This window comes from Acidovorax sp. FHTAMBA, from assembly GCF_038958875.1.
In the GTDB taxonomy this organism is placed as follows: Bacteria; Pseudomonadota; Gammaproteobacteria; order Burkholderiales; family Burkholderiaceae_C; genus Acidovorax.
In genome coordinates, this window is record NZ_CP152407.1 from 1,677,876 (window position 1) to 1,692,110 (window position 14,235).

The 14,235-nt window shown below is 66.7% G+C and carries 11 protein-coding genes; 2 read left to right on the plus strand and 9 right to left on the minus strand.

The window, feature by feature from the left end:
* Positions 1–4: 4 nt before the first annotated feature.
* Complete coding sequence (locus tag AAFF19_RS07795; RefSeq protein WP_008906365.1) at positions 5–403, minus strand: hypothetical protein; 399 nt, start codon at positions 401–403, stop codon at positions 5–7.
* Positions 404–678: 275 nt separating this feature from the next.
* Positions 679–3,351: an FtsX-like permease family protein gene (locus AAFF19_RS07800; RefSeq protein WP_342721623.1), complete on the minus strand. Its 2,673-nt coding sequence runs from the start codon at positions 3,349–3,351 to the stop codon at positions 679–681.
* A gap of 158 nt (positions 3,352–3,509) precedes the next feature.
* On the opposite strand from AAFF19_RS07800, the gene AAFF19_RS07805 reads away from it, so the two are divergent.
* The gene (locus AAFF19_RS07805; RefSeq protein ID WP_008906367.1) at positions 3,510–3,938 is read left to right on the plus strand and encodes an Hsp20/alpha crystallin family protein; all 429 of its coding nucleotides are present in this window, start codon (positions 3,510–3,512) and stop codon (positions 3,936–3,938) included.
* Between the two features lie 37 nt (positions 3,939–3,975).
* Here the strand turns inward: AAFF19_RS07805 and AAFF19_RS07810 are convergent, their stop codons facing one another.
* The 6 genes from AAFF19_RS07810 to gdhA all read right to left on the minus strand — a co-directional run bounded on the left by AAFF19_RS07810 (position 3,976) and on the right by gdhA (position 10,520).
* Positions 3,976–4,629 (minus strand): ABC transporter ATP-binding protein, encoded by a 654-nt coding sequence (locus AAFF19_RS07810; protein WP_342721624.1) that lies wholly within the window; start codon positions 4,627–4,629, stop codon positions 3,976–3,978.
* Positions 4,626–5,636, minus strand: coding sequence for a tRNA (adenosine(37)-N6)-dimethylallyltransferase MiaA (gene miaA, locus AAFF19_RS07815; RefSeq protein WP_342721838.1), 1,011 nt, complete (start codon positions 5,634–5,636; stop codon positions 4,626–4,628). Before miaA ends, AAFF19_RS07810 begins: the two co-directional genes overlap by 4 nt.
* A complete protein-coding gene (locus tag AAFF19_RS07820; RefSeq protein WP_182119492.1) occupies positions 5,629–6,870 on the minus strand; it encodes a multidrug effflux MFS transporter in 1,242 nt (413 codons plus the stop codon). The genes miaA and AAFF19_RS07820 overlap by 8 nt, the downstream gene beginning before the upstream one ends.
* A 159-nt stretch (positions 6,871–7,029) precedes the next feature.
* Positions 7,030–7,863 carry an alpha/beta fold hydrolase gene (locus tag AAFF19_RS07825; RefSeq protein WP_342721625.1) on the minus strand — a complete coding sequence of 278 codons (834 nt, stop codon included), beginning with the start codon at positions 7,861–7,863 and terminating at the stop codon, positions 7,030–7,032.
* 58 nt (positions 7,864–7,921) lie between these two features.
* Positions 7,922–9,055 (minus strand): PilT/PilU family type 4a pilus ATPase, encoded by a 1,134-nt coding sequence (locus tag AAFF19_RS07830; RefSeq protein WP_342721626.1) that lies wholly within the window; start codon positions 9,053–9,055, stop codon positions 7,922–7,924.
* A gap of 121 nt (positions 9,056–9,176) precedes the next feature.
* Positions 9,177–10,520: an NADP-specific glutamate dehydrogenase gene (gene gdhA / locus AAFF19_RS07835; RefSeq protein WP_008906373.1), complete on the minus strand. Its 1,344-nt coding sequence runs from the start codon at positions 10,518–10,520 to the stop codon at positions 9,177–9,179.
* Positions 10,521–10,786: 266 nt separating this feature from the next.
* On the opposite strand from gdhA, the gene AAFF19_RS07840 reads away from it, so the two are divergent.
* Positions 10,787–11,956 (plus strand): glycerophosphodiester phosphodiesterase, encoded by a 1,170-nt coding sequence (locus AAFF19_RS07840; RefSeq protein ID WP_342721627.1) that lies wholly within the window; start codon positions 10,787–10,789, stop codon positions 11,954–11,956.
* A gap of 173 nt (positions 11,957–12,129) precedes the next feature.
* Here AAFF19_RS07840 and mutL read toward each other — a convergent pair whose 3' ends face one another.
* On the minus strand, positions 12,130–14,151 hold the full coding sequence (mutL, locus tag AAFF19_RS07845) for a DNA mismatch repair endonuclease MutL (RefSeq protein WP_342721628.1): 2,022 nt from the start codon (positions 14,149–14,151) through the stop codon (positions 12,130–12,132).
* Positions 14,152–14,235: the final 84 nt, after the last annotated feature.

Genomic DNA, 14,235 nt, shown 5'->3' on the forward strand with positions numbered 1-14,235 from the left:
CAACTCACAGGACAGTGTTCGCGAGAACAAGCAAAGCCCCAACCGTGACAAGCGAGAAGAGCCAAGCGGAACGATAAATGCGAAATGCGCTTTCCTCTAGTTGCTGTGACTGGCGAGATGGTTGCCAAGCCCGACTGAAGAGCGTCGGATGTATGAAGGCGAGCCCCGCAAGGAAGCGCTTGCCTTGAAGATACTCATGTTGCTCTGGGCAATGGGCCTTGAGGAAACCCATGAGGCGTCCGAACTCAAAGTGAAAGACATAGGAACTGCCCAGTCCAGTGACCAGAGCGAACCAGCCAAAACTCTCCGACAGCGGCATGCGCAACGAGGATAGAAGCCAGGCAGCAAGCGTCAGGATCCAAGTGATCCAGTAGTACTTGGTGAACGACGGCTGAGTAGGCATTCAGAATATCTTACGTTGAAGACCGACGCAGTAACTACCGCGCAGCGGCCGCCTGCGGTTGAGTTCGTTCGGACCGACCAGCTAGGCGATGTTCGGTTTGCCTCAGACCATACATTTCCATCGACGAAACATCCCAGGCCTCCCGAGGTGCTTCAGTACTCACAGGCCAGTTCTGGCTTTTGGGTCGATATCCGTCCCCAGCACATAAGCCGAAGACTAAGGACGCGGAACCTGCATAGCTGCGGCGTTCGCCGACTGCTACCCGTCACGCCTCGCTACCAATCCTCCTTCACCGCCATCACCGCATCCCGCCCCGCCGCCGCCCGCCCCGCCAGCCACGCGGTCACCGTCCCCGACACGATCACCGCCCAGCACAGCGCCAGCAGCCGCCAGCCGGGCACATTCAGGTCCATCGTCCAGTGAAAACTCTGCGGGTTGACCACGTGCACCAGTACCACCGACACCACCAGGCCCAGCAGCACGCCAGCCATTGCGCCCACTGCCGTCCAGGCGGCGCCTTCGCCCGCCACCACGGCCAAAATCTGGCGGCGGGTGAGGCCCAGGTGGGCGAGCAGGCCGAACTCCTTGCGCCGCGCCAGCACCTGCGCGCTGAAGCTGGCGGCCACGCCGAACAGGCCGATGCCGATGGCCACGGCCTGCAGCCAGTAGGTGACGGCAAAGCTGCGGTCGAAGATGCGCAGCGAGCGTTCGCGGATAGCGCCGGACGAGGCGAATTCCACCAGGGCGTCGTTGTTGCCGCTGCTGCCGCCAGCGCTGGCACCTTGCGGTGTGTTGCTGCCTGATTGGCCCGCCTGCGTAGCGGCCAGTGCGAGTATCGACGCCTGCAGCGCGCCAATGTCTGCGCCCTCGCTGGGCCACAGCGCCAGGTCGCTGGGGCGGGCGTCGCCGGTCAGGCGCAGCCACACGGCGCGGTCCATCACCACGGCGCCTGTCTGGCGGGCATAGTCGCGCCACACGCCTGCTATGTAAAAGATAGCTGGTTGCGCTTGTCCATCAAGCGCTGGAGGCCTAATAGACTCTGAAAGTGCGGGCCACTCCATGCCGGGGCGCAGGTCGTACAGGTCTACCACCGCCTCGCTGATGTACACGCCGGTGCGGCCTGCGGGCACGGGCAGGGCGTTGCCCACCAGGGGCAGGCTTTGCGCGGGGTCGTCGCCCAGCGGGCGGCTCAGCACCGTGAGGGCGGGCAGGGTGGGCGAGAGCTGCAGCGGGCTGGCGCGAAGTGCGTGTACGCGATCCAGGCCCGGCAATTGGCCCACGGCTTCGGCAAATCGGGCGGGCAGCAATGCTGCGTCGGAGCCGCCCGCGCCGAGGGCCGAGCGCACATACAGCGGCGACGGCAGCACGGCGTCCAGCCACTGGGTGACCGATCCGCGAAAGCTCGACACCATCACCGTCAGCGCCACCGCCAGGCTCAGGCTGGCGACCACGCCGCCCACCGCAATGGCGGCGCTGCCGCGCATGCGCCGCGCGCGTTCCAGGGCCAGCAGCGGCAGCGCATGGCGCGCTGCCAGCGGTTGCAGCCACGCCAGCAGTTTGGCCATGGCCCAGGGCAGCAAGGCGATACCGCCTACCAGCAGCATCCCGATGGCGACATAGGCCGCCAGGGGAATGCCGAACACGGGTGGCGCCAGGGTGAGCACTGCGCCACCGACCACCAGCGTGATGCCCACCGTGCCCCTCTCCGCCTGGCTGGCTGCCGTGCCCAGGCCTTTCAGAGTCTGGGCGGGCGGCAGCAATTGCGCCGCGCGTGCGGGCCACCAGCCGCCGACCAGCGCAGCCGCCACGCCCAAGGTGCCGTACACCAGCGCGGCCGGTGCGCTCCACTGCAGCGCGGGCTGCACGCCGGCAAAGTAGCCGCCGCCCAGGTCGCCGCCCAGCAACTGCAAGGCGGTGGCGGCCAGTGCGGTGCCCAGCGCAATGCCCAGTGCGCTGCCCACCAGCCCCAGCGCGGCCGATTCGGCCAGCACCAGCACCAGGCGCTGGCGCGGCGTGGCGCCCAGCACGGCCAGCAGGGCAAACTGCGGCCCGCGCTGCGCCACGCTGAGCGCCAGCACCGAGAACACCAGAAACGCCCCGGTAAAGAGCGCCACCAGCGCCAGCACCGTCAGGTTGACCCGGTAGGCGCGTGAGAGGTTGCTGATGCGCTGCGCCGCGTCGCCCGGGTGCGCCAGCACCACGTTGGCAGGCCAGTCGGGCTGCGCGCGCAGGGCGCGCTCCCACGCGGCGCGGTCGGTGCCGGGCAGCAGTTGCAGGTCGATGCGGCTGAGCTGGCCCGCGCGGCCAAACAGGTCCTGCGCGGCGCCGATGTCCATCACCGCCAGCGGTGCGCCCCCGGCCGCCACCGTGCCAGCCACCTGCACGTTCAGCGGAGCCTGCAGGCCGGCGTACAGCATGATCTGCGGAAGCTGCGCGGGCGCGGCAGTGGACAGCCCCAGCGCCTGCAGCGCTGCGGTGTTGAGAAACACGGTGGCCGGCGCAAACACGGCAAAGCGGTCTGCCGTGTCCCACGCCCTTGGCATCAGCGCGGGGGCCATGGTGGGCAGCAGCAGGGCGTCGGCCCCCAGCACGCGCAGTGATATGCGGGCCGGGCTCGCGACAGTGGTGGTGGTGGCATCACCCGCTTGCGCCAGGGTGGACAGCTCCAGCAACGGGCTGGCGCGGGCCACCTGCGGGTTGGTGGCCAGGCGTTCGTACAGCGCCTCGGGCAGGGGGCCCTGCATGGTGCGAAGCTCCAGGTCGGGCTGGCCGTTGACGGCCCGCACGGCCTGGGAAAACTCGTCCAGCGCCGACGCATTGATCACATGCACCGCAAAGGCCAGCGCCACGCCCAGCATCACCGCCGCCACCGCTGCCGCACTGCGCCAGGGGTGGTGGCGCAGGTCTTGCCAGGAGAAGGTGCGAAGCAGCGCAAACATGGCCAGCATTGTGGCCGCGCGTACGCGGTGCGGGGTTGTTGATGCACATCAACCCCGCGCTCCGGCACCCCTTGAAGCCGGGCGGGGCGGTGCTTATCTTGGAAGGAGGGCTGGCGCTCCTGTGCTGGCCCGGTGGTTTCAACCCCTATTTTTCAGGAGCTCACACCATGAATTCACTTGTATCGCGCGGCAGCCTGTTTGACGACTTCTTCAAGGACATCGCCCCGGGCTTCTACGTGCGCCCGCTGCACGGCGACAACCTGCCCGCACCCAGCCAGATCAAGGTGGATGTGAAGGAAACCGACGAGGGCTACACCGTGCAGGCCGAGGTGCCCGGCGTGGCCAAGGAGGACATCCATGTCTCGCTGGAAGGCAATGTGGTCAGCCTGCGCGCCGAGGTGCGCCAGCACGACGAAAAGCGCGAGGGCGAGAAGGTGCTGCGCTCCGAGCGCTACTTCGGTGCCGTGGCCCGCAGTTTCCAGCTGCCGGCCGACGTGGATGCCGCCTCGGCCAAGGCCAAATACGACAACGGGGTGCTGACGCTGACCCTGCCCAAAAAGGTGAACAAGGCTGCGCAGCGGCTGAACATCGAGTAAGCGCGGCGAAACCGGGGCACTCCGCCCCGGCGTGCCGCTACCCGGCGATGCCGTTGGCTGTGAGGCGCAGCACCCGGTCTGCCCGCGCCGCTGCCGCATCCGAATGCGTGACCAGCACCAGCGATGCGCCATGCTCGCGCGTCTGCGCGAGCAGCAGGTCCATCACGCGGGCGGCGGTGGTGGGGTCGAGGTTGCCGGTGGGCTCGTCGGCCAGCAGCAGGGCGGGGCGGTGCACCAGTGCACGGGCAATGGCCACGCGCTGCAGCTGGCCGCCACTGAGCTGCTGCGGCAGGCGCCCGCCCATCTCGCCCAGGCCCACGGCCGCCAGCATCTGGTGCACGCGGGCCGGGTCGTTTTGTTCCAGCAGCATGAGGGGCAGCGCCACGTTCTGCGCCACATCCAGGTGGGGCAGCACGTGAAACGCCTGGAACACAAACCCGACGTGCGCGCGCCGCCACAGGGCGCGCTGCGTGTCGTCCAGCGTACCCAGGTCGGTGCTGCCGTGCGTGATGTGGCCTGCGTCCCAGTGGTCCAGCCCCGCCAGGCAGTTGAGCAGCGTGGACTTGCCCACGCCCGAGTCGCCCACGATGGCCACAAACTCGCCTGGCGCCACTGTGAAGTGCACACCGGCAAACACCGGCGTGCTGCCGTAGTGCTTGCCCAGGCCCTCGACGCGAAGCGGCTGCGTCATGGCGTGCGCTGCGCCAGGCGCTGGAGCACCGTCTGCACCAGGGCCGCCACGGCATGGGGCTGGTCGCAGGCGATGGTGTGGCGCTGCGGCATGCTGCGCAGCCAGGTGATCTGGCGCTTGGCCAGCTGGCGCGTGGCGGCAATGGCGCGCTCGCGCAGGAAGGCGGTGTTCAACGGCGTGCCTGCCGGGCGGCCGGCCTGGAAGTCGAGTTCTTCCCACACCTGCCGGTAGCCCACGCAACGCATGGAGGGCAGATCGGAGTGCAGGTCGCCGCGCGCCCGCAGGGCCCGCACTTCGTCGATGAAACCTGCGGCCAGCATGGCGTCAAACCGCTGGGCAATGCGCTCGTGCAGCCACACCCGGTTGTCGGGTTCCAAGGAAAAAAGGGCGCTAGCGCTTGCTGGTATTGCGCTAGCAGCTCCTTTTTTTGTAGTGTGAAAGCTCGACAATGGCTGACCGGACACATGCCACACCTCCAGCGCCCGCTGAATGCGCTGGCTGTCGCCGGGTGCAAGGCGTGCAGCCGTGACCGGGTCCACGCGCGCCAGTTCGGCATGCAGTGCGGGCCAGCCCTGCGCGGCCGCCTGGGCCTCCAGCCGTGCGCGCACTTCGGGGTCTGCGGCGGGCATGTCGTCGATGCCGTCAAACAGCGCTTTGAAGTACAGCATGGTGCCGCCGACCAGCAGCGGCAGCGCACCGCGCGCGCGGATCTCGGCCATGAGCCGGGTGGCGTCCTGCACAAACTCGGCGGCGCTGTAGGCCTGCAGCGGGTCGCGGATGTCGATGAGGTGGTGCGGCACGGCAGCCAGTTCGGCGGGCGAGGGCTTGGCGGTGCCGATGTCCATGCCGCGGTACACCAGGGCGGAATCGACGCTGATGATCTCCACCGGCATGCCCTGCTTGCCCAGCACGGCGGCCAGGGCCAGGGCGCCTGCGGTTTTGCCAGACGCCGTGGGGCCCGCCAGGGCAATGGTGGGTAACGTGGAATCAGGCGTGGTTTCAGGCATGTTCACGGGGCGCTCCGAATTTTTGCACCAGCGTCCACGAGATCACGGCCAGCACCACGGACCAGAACCAGATGCCGTTGATCAGCGGCCACACCGTGCCATCGAGCCGCAGGCCCAGCCAGCCGCCAATCGCAAACGCGGCCAGCATCATCATGAAACCGTTCAGGGCCGAAGCCACACCCGCTGCCTTGGGGAAGGGGCCCACCGCGCCGCTTTGCCCGCACGGCTGGTGAATGCCGTGCGCCAGCATGAACAGGTAGAACGGCAGCGTCAACGCCCACGGGTTGTGCCAGCCCATCCACGCCACCAGCGCCATCAGGGTGCCGCCGCTCACGCTCAGCGCGCCCGCGATGGCCACCGTCCGTTGCAGCCCATGGCGCATCAGGAGGCTGCGGCACAGAAAGGTGCCCCCAAAATAGGCAACGCAGGCCGATGCCATGACCCAGCCATACACCGTGCGCGTAAGCCCCAGCACATCGATGTACACGAACGACGAGGCGGCCAGAAAGGTGAACAGCCCGCCATACGTGGCCGTGGTCTGCAGCGAAAAAGCCCAGAAGGTGGGGCTGCGCAGCACATGCTTCCAGGTGGTGACCAGCGCCCGCGGCTGCAGGGCCTGCGGGTTGCGCTGGGCCAGGGTCTCGGGCATGCGCAGCGCCACCAGCGTCAGCGTGACAACGGCATAGGCGGTCAGCGCCAGCAGCGCAGCGCGCCAGCCCAGCCATTCACTCAGCAGCCCGCCCAGTGGTGCGCAGATGCAGGCCACGATGCCCAGACCCGTGAGCGCCTTGGACATGGCGCGTGCCCCTTCCAGCGGTGTGTACAGGTCGCGCACGATGGCCCGCGCGCACATCACCACGGCGCCCATGGCAGCCCCCTGGGCAATGCGCCACACGATCAGCAAGCCCATGGTGGGCGCCAACGCACTGCCGATCGAGGCCACGGTGTAGATGGAAAGCCCTGCCAGCAAGATGGGGCGGCGCCCAAACCGGTCGGACAGCGGCCCCCACACCATCTGCGAGCAGCCAAACGCCAGCAGCAGCCCGCTGAGCGTGAGCTGCGCCGCAGACATGGGCGCACCCAGGCTGCGCGTGAGGGCGGGCAGCGCAGGCAGATACAGGTCGGTGGTGACGGGCTGGATGCTGAGCAGCAAGGCCAGCACCAGGATGGCCAGCCCGGGGTTGATGGAGACGGGGGAGGCCGCAGGTACGGCGGTGGCGGAGGGGGCAGACATATCTGTCTGAGCGTACCAGACGGGGCCTTTGATACCGGCGTGGCCCAGGCCAGGGCCGCCGCGCATGGGCCGCCCCGCAGCGAGGGCGGCGTCCCCCTGCCCGCAGCGCGCAGCGCGGCAAGAGCGGTGGGGGAAGGCGCGCAGCGCCTCAGGGGGGCTCTACCTCAGCCGGAACAGCGATGCAAGGGCTTGCCGATAAGCCGGCTGCCCCACCGAATTGGTGTTGTGGTGCGAGCCGCCTTCCACCAGCACAAACTGCTTGGGTTCTTGCGCGGCCTCGTAAAGCTGGCGCCCCAGGGTGGGGCGTATGAGGCTGTCTTCACTGCCGTGCACCACCAGCAATGGCGAGCCGATCTCGGACACCTTGCGCACAGACTCAAAGCGTTGCGTGATCAGCCCAGACACCGGCAGCCAACCCCATTTGAAGGTGCTCACCACGTCGGGAATGCTGGTGAAGGTGCCTTCCACGATGGTGCCTTGCTCGTCCGCCACCTGGCGGGCCAGGTCAATGGCGATGGCGCCACCGAGCGAATGGCCAAAGATGTAGCGGGGCTTGCCTGGATGCTGCTCGGCCAGCCAGTCCCACGCCGCACGCGCGTCCTCGCCCGCAGTGATTTCCGACGGCAGCCCCGCGCTGCTCTGCCCGAAGCCGCGGTAGTCAATGGCCAGCACCGAAAAGCCCAGCTCCTGCATGCGCCGGATGCGTCCGGACGAGCCCGAAACGTTCCAGCGGGCACCATGCAGATACAGCAGCACGGGCGCGTCGGCATGCTCATGGGCCATCCACAGGCTGTGCAGGCGTTCGGCCTTGCTGGTCGAGCGGGACTGGAACTCGATCCACACATCCTGCATATCGGCGGTGGACTGGGCGCCGCCCCAGCTGCGGTCACTGGGCTGGAAGATCCACTCGCGCTGCTTGGCGTCGAGGGTGGCGCAACCCATGCTGACCGATACGGCAAGGGCCAGCGCCACAATGAGGGAAACACGTTTCATCTGTCTGCAGAGTCGTTTGCCGCTGCAAAGTTCGCCAGTGTGCGAGCTCGGGCGACAGTCAATACAGGCGCGAAGCCGAAGCAACGGGGTTGGACGTGTCGATGGCCAGGTCCCCCGCATCGGCCGTGGAAACCCCCGCTGCCAGGCGCACGCGCAACGCCAGGTCGGTGCGTGAGTCCGCATTGTGAAGCGCCTCTTCCAGAGAAATGCGGCCTTCCGTGTACAGCTGGTAGAGCGCCTGGTCAAACGTGCACATGCCAATCTCGGTGCTGTTGCCCATCGCCTCCTTGATCACCGAGAACTCACCCTTGGCGATGAGATCCGCGATGTAGGGAGAGTTGAGCATCACTTCCACGGCGGGCACCAGTTTCTCGTGCAGGCCCGGAATCAGCCGCTGCGACACGACCCCCGCCAGGTTCAGGCTGAGGTCGATGAGCAGCTGGTGGTGCGCGTCTTCAGGGAAGAAGTTGATGACGCGCTCCATGGCCTGGTTGGCGTTGTTGGCGTGCAGTGTGGACAGGCACAGATGCCCGGTTTCTGCATAGGCGATGGCCTGCTTCATCGTGTTGCGGTCGCGGATCTCGCCGATCATGATCACATCGGGGGCTTCGCGCAGTGCGTTCTTGAGCGCTTCTTCATAGGACAGCGTGTCGATTCCCACCTCTCGCTGGTCCACCACCGAGCGCTTGTGGGCGTGCAGGAACTCCAGGGGGTCTTCGATGGTAAGAATGTGGCCCGTGAGGTTCTCGTTGCGGTAGTTGATCATCGACGCCAGCGTGGTCGATTTGCCCGAGCCCGTGGCGCCGGTGACCAGCACCAGGCCCCGTTTGCGCAGCACCAGCTTTTCAAGGATCGGCGGCAGGCCCAGCGCGGCCAGCGGCGGGATCTTGTTCTTGATGTACCGCACCACCATGCCGGTTTCACCGCGCTGCACAAACACATTCACCCGAAACCGCCCCAGGTTCTCGGCCGAGATGGACAGATTCATCTCCATGCGCGCCTCGAACTCGCTGATCTGCTTTTCGTTCATCACCGAGTAGGCCAGCTGCTTGACCTGCCCGGGAAGCAGCGCCGGCATCTTCAAGGGGTGGGTGACGCCCTCGATCTTGAGGTTGACCGGCGCGCCCACACTGAAGAAAAGGTCCGAGCCGCCCTTTTCGACCATGACATTCAGAAAACTGAAAATTTCCACTCTGGCTCTCCCGTGATTTCTCGTGGCATTGACTGCTGATCAGCATAGCCTGCCGGATGCGCAGGCCAAAAAAAAGGGGCCGAAGCCCCTTGGTGTCAGTGTGCCAAGCACGCAGGCCGGTTTACACCACGCCCTGGGCGATCATCGCGTCGGCCACCTTCACGAAGCCCGCCACGTTGGCACCGTCGATGTAGCTCACGCTGCCATCGGCGCGCTTGCCGTACTTCAGGCATGCGCTGTGGATACCCTGCATGATCTGCAGCAGGCGCGCGTCCACTTCGTCACGCGTCCACGACAGGCGCATGGCGTTCTGGCTCATCTCCAGGCCCGAGGTCGCCACGCCACCGGCGTTGCTGGCCTTGCCCGGTGCGTAGAGCACGCCCGCAGCCTCGAAGGCCTTGGCGGCTTCAATGGTCGAGGGCATGTTGGCCCCTTCGGCGACGCACAGCACGCCGTTCTTGATGAGCGTGGCGGCGTCTTTCTCGTCCAGCTCGTTCTGCGTGGCGCAGGGCAGGGCGATGTCCACAGGCACATGCCAGGGGCGCACACCGGCTTCGAACTTCACACCGGTGCGGGCGGCGTAGTCACTCACGCGGCCGTAGTGGTGGTTCTTCACATCCATCAGGATGGCGAGCTTTTCGGGCGTGAAGCCGTCTTCGTCAACGATGGTGCCGCTGGAGTCGGACACGGTGATGACCTTGGCGCCAAGCTGCATGGCCTTTTCAACCGCGTACTGCGCCACGTTGCCCGAGCCGGAGACCGACACGCGCAGGCCGTCGAACGACTTGCCGCGCGTCTTGAGCATTTCATCAGCAAAGTACACCGTGCCGTAGCCCGTGGCCTCGGGGCGGATCAGCGAGCCGCCAAAGCTCAGGCCCTTGCCCGTGAACACGCTCGCGGCATTGTTGGCCAGCTTCTTGTACATGCCGGCCATGTAGCCCACCTCGCGGCCGCCCACGCCGATGTCGCCCGCGGGCACATCGGTGTCGGGGCCCACGTGGCGGAACAGCTCCATCACAAAGGCCTGGCAGAAACGCATGACTTCCGCAGGGCTCTTGCCCTTGGGGTCAAAGTCGGAGCCGCCCTTGCCGCCGCCCATGGGCAGCGTGGTCAGGGCGTTCTTGAAGGTCTGCTCGAAGGCGAGGAACTTGAGCACCGACAGGTTCACCGAGGGGTGAAAGCGCAGGCCGCCCTTGTACGGGCCGATGGCCATGCTGTGCTGGATTCGGTAGCCGCGGTTGACCTGCACCGTGCCGTGGTCGTCCATCCAGGAGACGCGGAACATCACGATGCGTTCCGGTTCCACCAGGCGCTCCAGCAAACCTTGCTCTGCATAGCGTGGGTGCTTCTCGATGAAGGGCCACAGGCTTTCCATCACTTCGGTGACAGCCTGGAGGAATTCGGGCTGACCGGGATTGCGAAGGGCTACGTGGGACAGGAAGCTTTCGACGGACGCGTATTTCATGTTTCAGAGGGCTTTCAGATCAAAGGCGGTGGGCGGGCAATGGCGCGCTGCAACATCGAATTATGTCGAAAAGTTATACGTTTATGCCGATGCCTACGCACAATGGTGGGGAATGGGGGCAGTGCAGGCCTCATTTTGGTGCGCTCTGCCCCCCGCGCAGCGCACCCGTTCGGGCCCTCCCGCGCGTCACGGTGCGGTCACACAAGGGCCCCACAGTCCGTCGGTTTCGAGAATCCACAGTTTTTTAACGACACGAGGAGAAGAGCATGCATTTGTCCGGTGCAAAGTTGGGTGTGTTGGCGGTAGCGGTGGGCCTGGTGGCCTGCGGCGGCAATGACGATGACAGCAGCCGCTATCCCACACTGAACGGCGACAAGCCCCTGGTGATCGGCCACCGTGGCGCGAGCGGCTACCTGCCCGAGCACACGCTGGAAAGCTACAAGCGCGCCATCGAGCTCGGTGCCGATTTCATCGAGCCCGACCTGGTTGCCACCAAGGACGGTGTGCTCGTTGCACGCCACGAGCCCAACATCACCGGCACCACCGACGTCTCCACGCGCCCGGAGTTCGCTGACCGCAAAACAAAGAAGGTGGTGGACGGTGTGGAGGAAGAAGGCTGGTTTGCCTCGGACTTCACGCTGGCCGAGATCAAGACCCTGCGCGCCATCCAGCCCATGGCGGAGCGCGACCAGTCGTACAACGGCAAGTTCCAGATCCCGACACTCGACGAAGTGCTGGACCTGGCCAAGAGCGAGGGCGCCAAGGCCAACCGCACCGTGGGCGTGTACCCAGAGACCAAGCATCCCACCTACCACGTCAACCTGGGCTTGCAGCTGGAGGACCGCCTGCTCGCCACGCTGGCCAAGTATGGCTACACCAGCAAGGCTTCACCGGTCATCGTGCAGTCGTTCGAGGTGTCCAACCTCAAATACCTGCGTACCAAGACGCAGATCCGCCTGGTGCAACTGGTGGACGCCAACGACGTCAACCCCAACGGCACCATGGACCTGACCGCACCCTACGACAAGCCCTATGACTTTGCCGTGGCCGGTGATGCACGCACCTTTGCCAGCCTGCTCACGCCAGCAGGCCTCAAGGAAGTCAAGACCTACGCCGACGGCATCGGCCCGTGGAAGCCCTACCTGATCCCTTCCAAACAGGTGGATGCCAACAACGACGGCAAGGCCGATGACCTTAACAACGACGGCAAGATCGACGACCGCGACCGCGTGATGATGCCGGCCACCGACGTGGTGAAAAACGCCCACGCCGTGGGCCTGATGGTGCACCCCTACACCTTCCGCAGTGAAGCCAGACGCCTGGCGTCGGACTTCAAGGGCGACCCCAAGGCCGAATACAAGCTGTTCTATGAACTGGGGGTGGATGGCGTGTTCAGTGACTTCCCGGACGCTGCCAAGGCGGCTCGGGACAATTGAATTCCCCCTGAGCGCTGCGCGCCATCCCCCTGAGGGGGACGCACCCGGTGGCCCGGCAAAGCCGGTTCCACGGGTGCACTGGCCTGAGGGCGCGCCGGTTGCTGCAGCCCTTGGGCTTGACTGGAACGTAGTTCATCGGCCCGGGAGGCCGATTTTTTGTGGCTGCGGTTGCCTCACCGCCCACGCAAAAACAACCCGTCCAGTTCCTTCATCGTCAGTTGCCGCCACGTTGGCCGCCCATGGTTGCACTGGTCGCTGCGGTCGGTGGTTTCCATCTGCCGCAGCAGCGCGTTCATCTCGTCGATGGTGAGCTTGCGGTTGGCGCGCACGGCGCCGTGGCAGGCCATGGTGCCCAGGATTTCATTGCGGGCGCGCTGCACCACGGTGGTGGCGTCATGCTGGGCCAGTTCGGCCAGCACGCTGCGGGCCAGCTCCACCGGGTCGCCCTGAGCGAGTGTGGTGGGCACGGCGCGCACGGCCAGGGTCTTGGGGGAGAAGGGCACCACTTCCATGCCCAGCATCGCCAGCACGTCGGTGGATTCTTCGGCCGTGGCCACTTCCTGCGGGGTGGCGGCGAAAGTGGCCGGGATCAGCAGGGGCTGGCTGGCAATGCGGGCGCCGCTGTCCACCTGGGATTTCAGGCGTTCGTAGACGATGCGTTCGTGCGCGGCGTGCATGTCCACGATGACCATGCCCTGGGCGTTTTCGGCCAGGATGTAGACGCCGTGGAGCTGGGCCACGGCCTTGCCCAGCGGCCAGGCGGCGTTGTTGCCGCCCTGACCCTGGGGCCAGGTGGTTTCATTCGCGGTGGTGGTGTTGGCCCAGGCCGCAGCAGGGGCGGTGAATGACGAGGGCGTCACCGGCTGCGGCATGGCGTCCGCCTCGCCGGTGTTGGTCGCAGCGCCCCAGTTCATGAGCGGCGCGTCTTTCCTGGGCCCCCACAGCGCCTGCAGGTCGGCCACATGGTGGCCACGTTCTTCAAATTTGATAGCTGCTTGCGCTTGTCTGTTAAGCGCTAGAGGCTGATTTGGCTTGAAATTCTCAATGGGGGCCTGTGCCGTGGAGCCCGTGTCTGCTGAAGCGGCAGCCCCTGCAGCCGCCGCCAGCGCGGCGGCGCGGGGTGCGGCCAGCGCGTTCTCTACGGCGTGGCGCACGGCCTGGTGCACCTCGCGGCTGTCTCTGAAGCGCACTTCGATCTTGGTGGGGTGCACGTTCACGTCCACGCGCGCCGGGTCGATCTCGACATACAGCGCGTAGATGGGCTGCTTGTGGCCGTGCAGCACGTCTTCGTACGCACTGCGGGCGGCGTGGGTCAGCACCTTGTCGCGCACGAACCGGCCGTTCACATAGCAGTACTGGTGGTCGGGGCGCGAGCGGGCGGCGTCGGGCAGGCCTGCGCGGCCGGTGACGGTGACGGGGCCCACGCGGTGCAATACGGCGACGGATTGCGTGACGAAGTCCTCGCCCAGCACGTCCGACAGGCGGCGGGCCAGCGCGTCCTGCCCATCCTGTGCTTGCTGGCCCTGGCCGGGCATGAAGGTGGCACGCCACTGCTCCACCAGCTTGCCTTCGTGCCAGACGGCAAAGCCCACATCCGGCCGCGCCAGCGCGTGGCGGCGCACGGATTCGATGCAGTGCGCGAGCTCGGTGGCATCGGTCTTCAAGAACTTGCGGCGCGCGGGGGTGGAGAAGAACAGCTCCTTCACCTCTACCGTGGTGCCGGTGCTGCGCGCGGCGGGGCGCAGCTCGCCGCTGCGGGCGTCCAGCAAAAAGGCACTGGTCTGGGCGGCCGGGCGCGAGAGCAGGGCCATCTCCGACACCGACGCAATGGCGGCCAGCGCCTCGCCCCGAAAGCCCATGGTGGCCACGGTTTCCAGGTCCGTGAGGTTGCTGATCTTGCTGGTGGCGTGGCGGCGCAGGGCCACAGGCAGCTCGTCGTGCGGAATACCGCCGCCGTCGTCTTCCACGGTGATAAGGCGCACGCCGCCGGCCGACAGGCGCACGGTGATCTGTGAGGCGCCCGCATCGAGCGCGTTGTCCACCAGCTCGCGCACCACCGAGGCCGGGCGCTCCACCACTTCACCGGCGGCGATCTGGCTGATCAGCTCGTCGGGCAGGTCGCGGATCGGGCGGCGGCCGGGGGTGAGGGAAGGGGCGGGCTGTGCCGCGGCGGGAAGGGGGGTGGCGTCGTTCACCCGGGGCATTTTAGGACCGTGTGCCCGCAGGGGTATCGGCGCGGGGGCGTGAGGCCGACGGGGATAATGCCCGCTGTTTTTTCA

What these genes read in the sequence shown, in the direction of transcription:
- miaA (WP_342721838.1), bottom strand. Translation starts at nt 5,636, where the DNA reads ATGCCTGAAACCACGCCTGATTCCACGTTACCCACCATTGCCCTGGCG.
- AAFF19_RS07795 (WP_008906365.1), bottom strand. Translation starts at nt 403, where the DNA reads ATGCCTACTCAGCCGTCGTTCACCAAGTACTACTGGATCACTTGGATC.
- AAFF19_RS07805 (WP_008906367.1), top strand. Translation starts at nt 3,510, where the DNA reads ATGAATTCACTTGTATCGCGCGGCAGCCTGTTTGACGACTTCTTCAAG.
- AAFF19_RS07840 (WP_342721627.1), top strand. Translation starts at nt 10,787, where the DNA reads ATGCATTTGTCCGGTGCAAAGTTGGGTGTGTTGGCGGTAGCGGTGGGC.
- AAFF19_RS07810 (WP_342721624.1), bottom strand. Translation starts at nt 4,629, where the DNA reads ATGACGCAGCCGCTTCGCGTCGAGGGCCTGGGCAAGCACTACGGCAGC.
- gdhA (WP_008906373.1), bottom strand. Translation starts at nt 10,520, where the DNA reads ATGAAATACGCGTCCGTCGAAAGCTTCCTGTCCCACGTAGCCCTTCGC.
- AAFF19_RS07825 (WP_342721625.1), bottom strand. Translation starts at nt 7,863, where the DNA reads ATGAAACGTGTTTCCCTCATTGTGGCGCTGGCCCTTGCCGTATCGGTC.
- AAFF19_RS07820 (WP_182119492.1), bottom strand. Translation starts at nt 6,870, where the DNA reads ATGTCTGCCCCCTCCGCCACCGCCGTACCTGCGGCCTCCCCCGTCTCC.
- AAFF19_RS07800 (WP_342721623.1), bottom strand. Translation starts at nt 3,351, where the DNA reads ATGCTGGCCATGTTTGCGCTGCTTCGCACCTTCTCCTGGCAAGACCTG.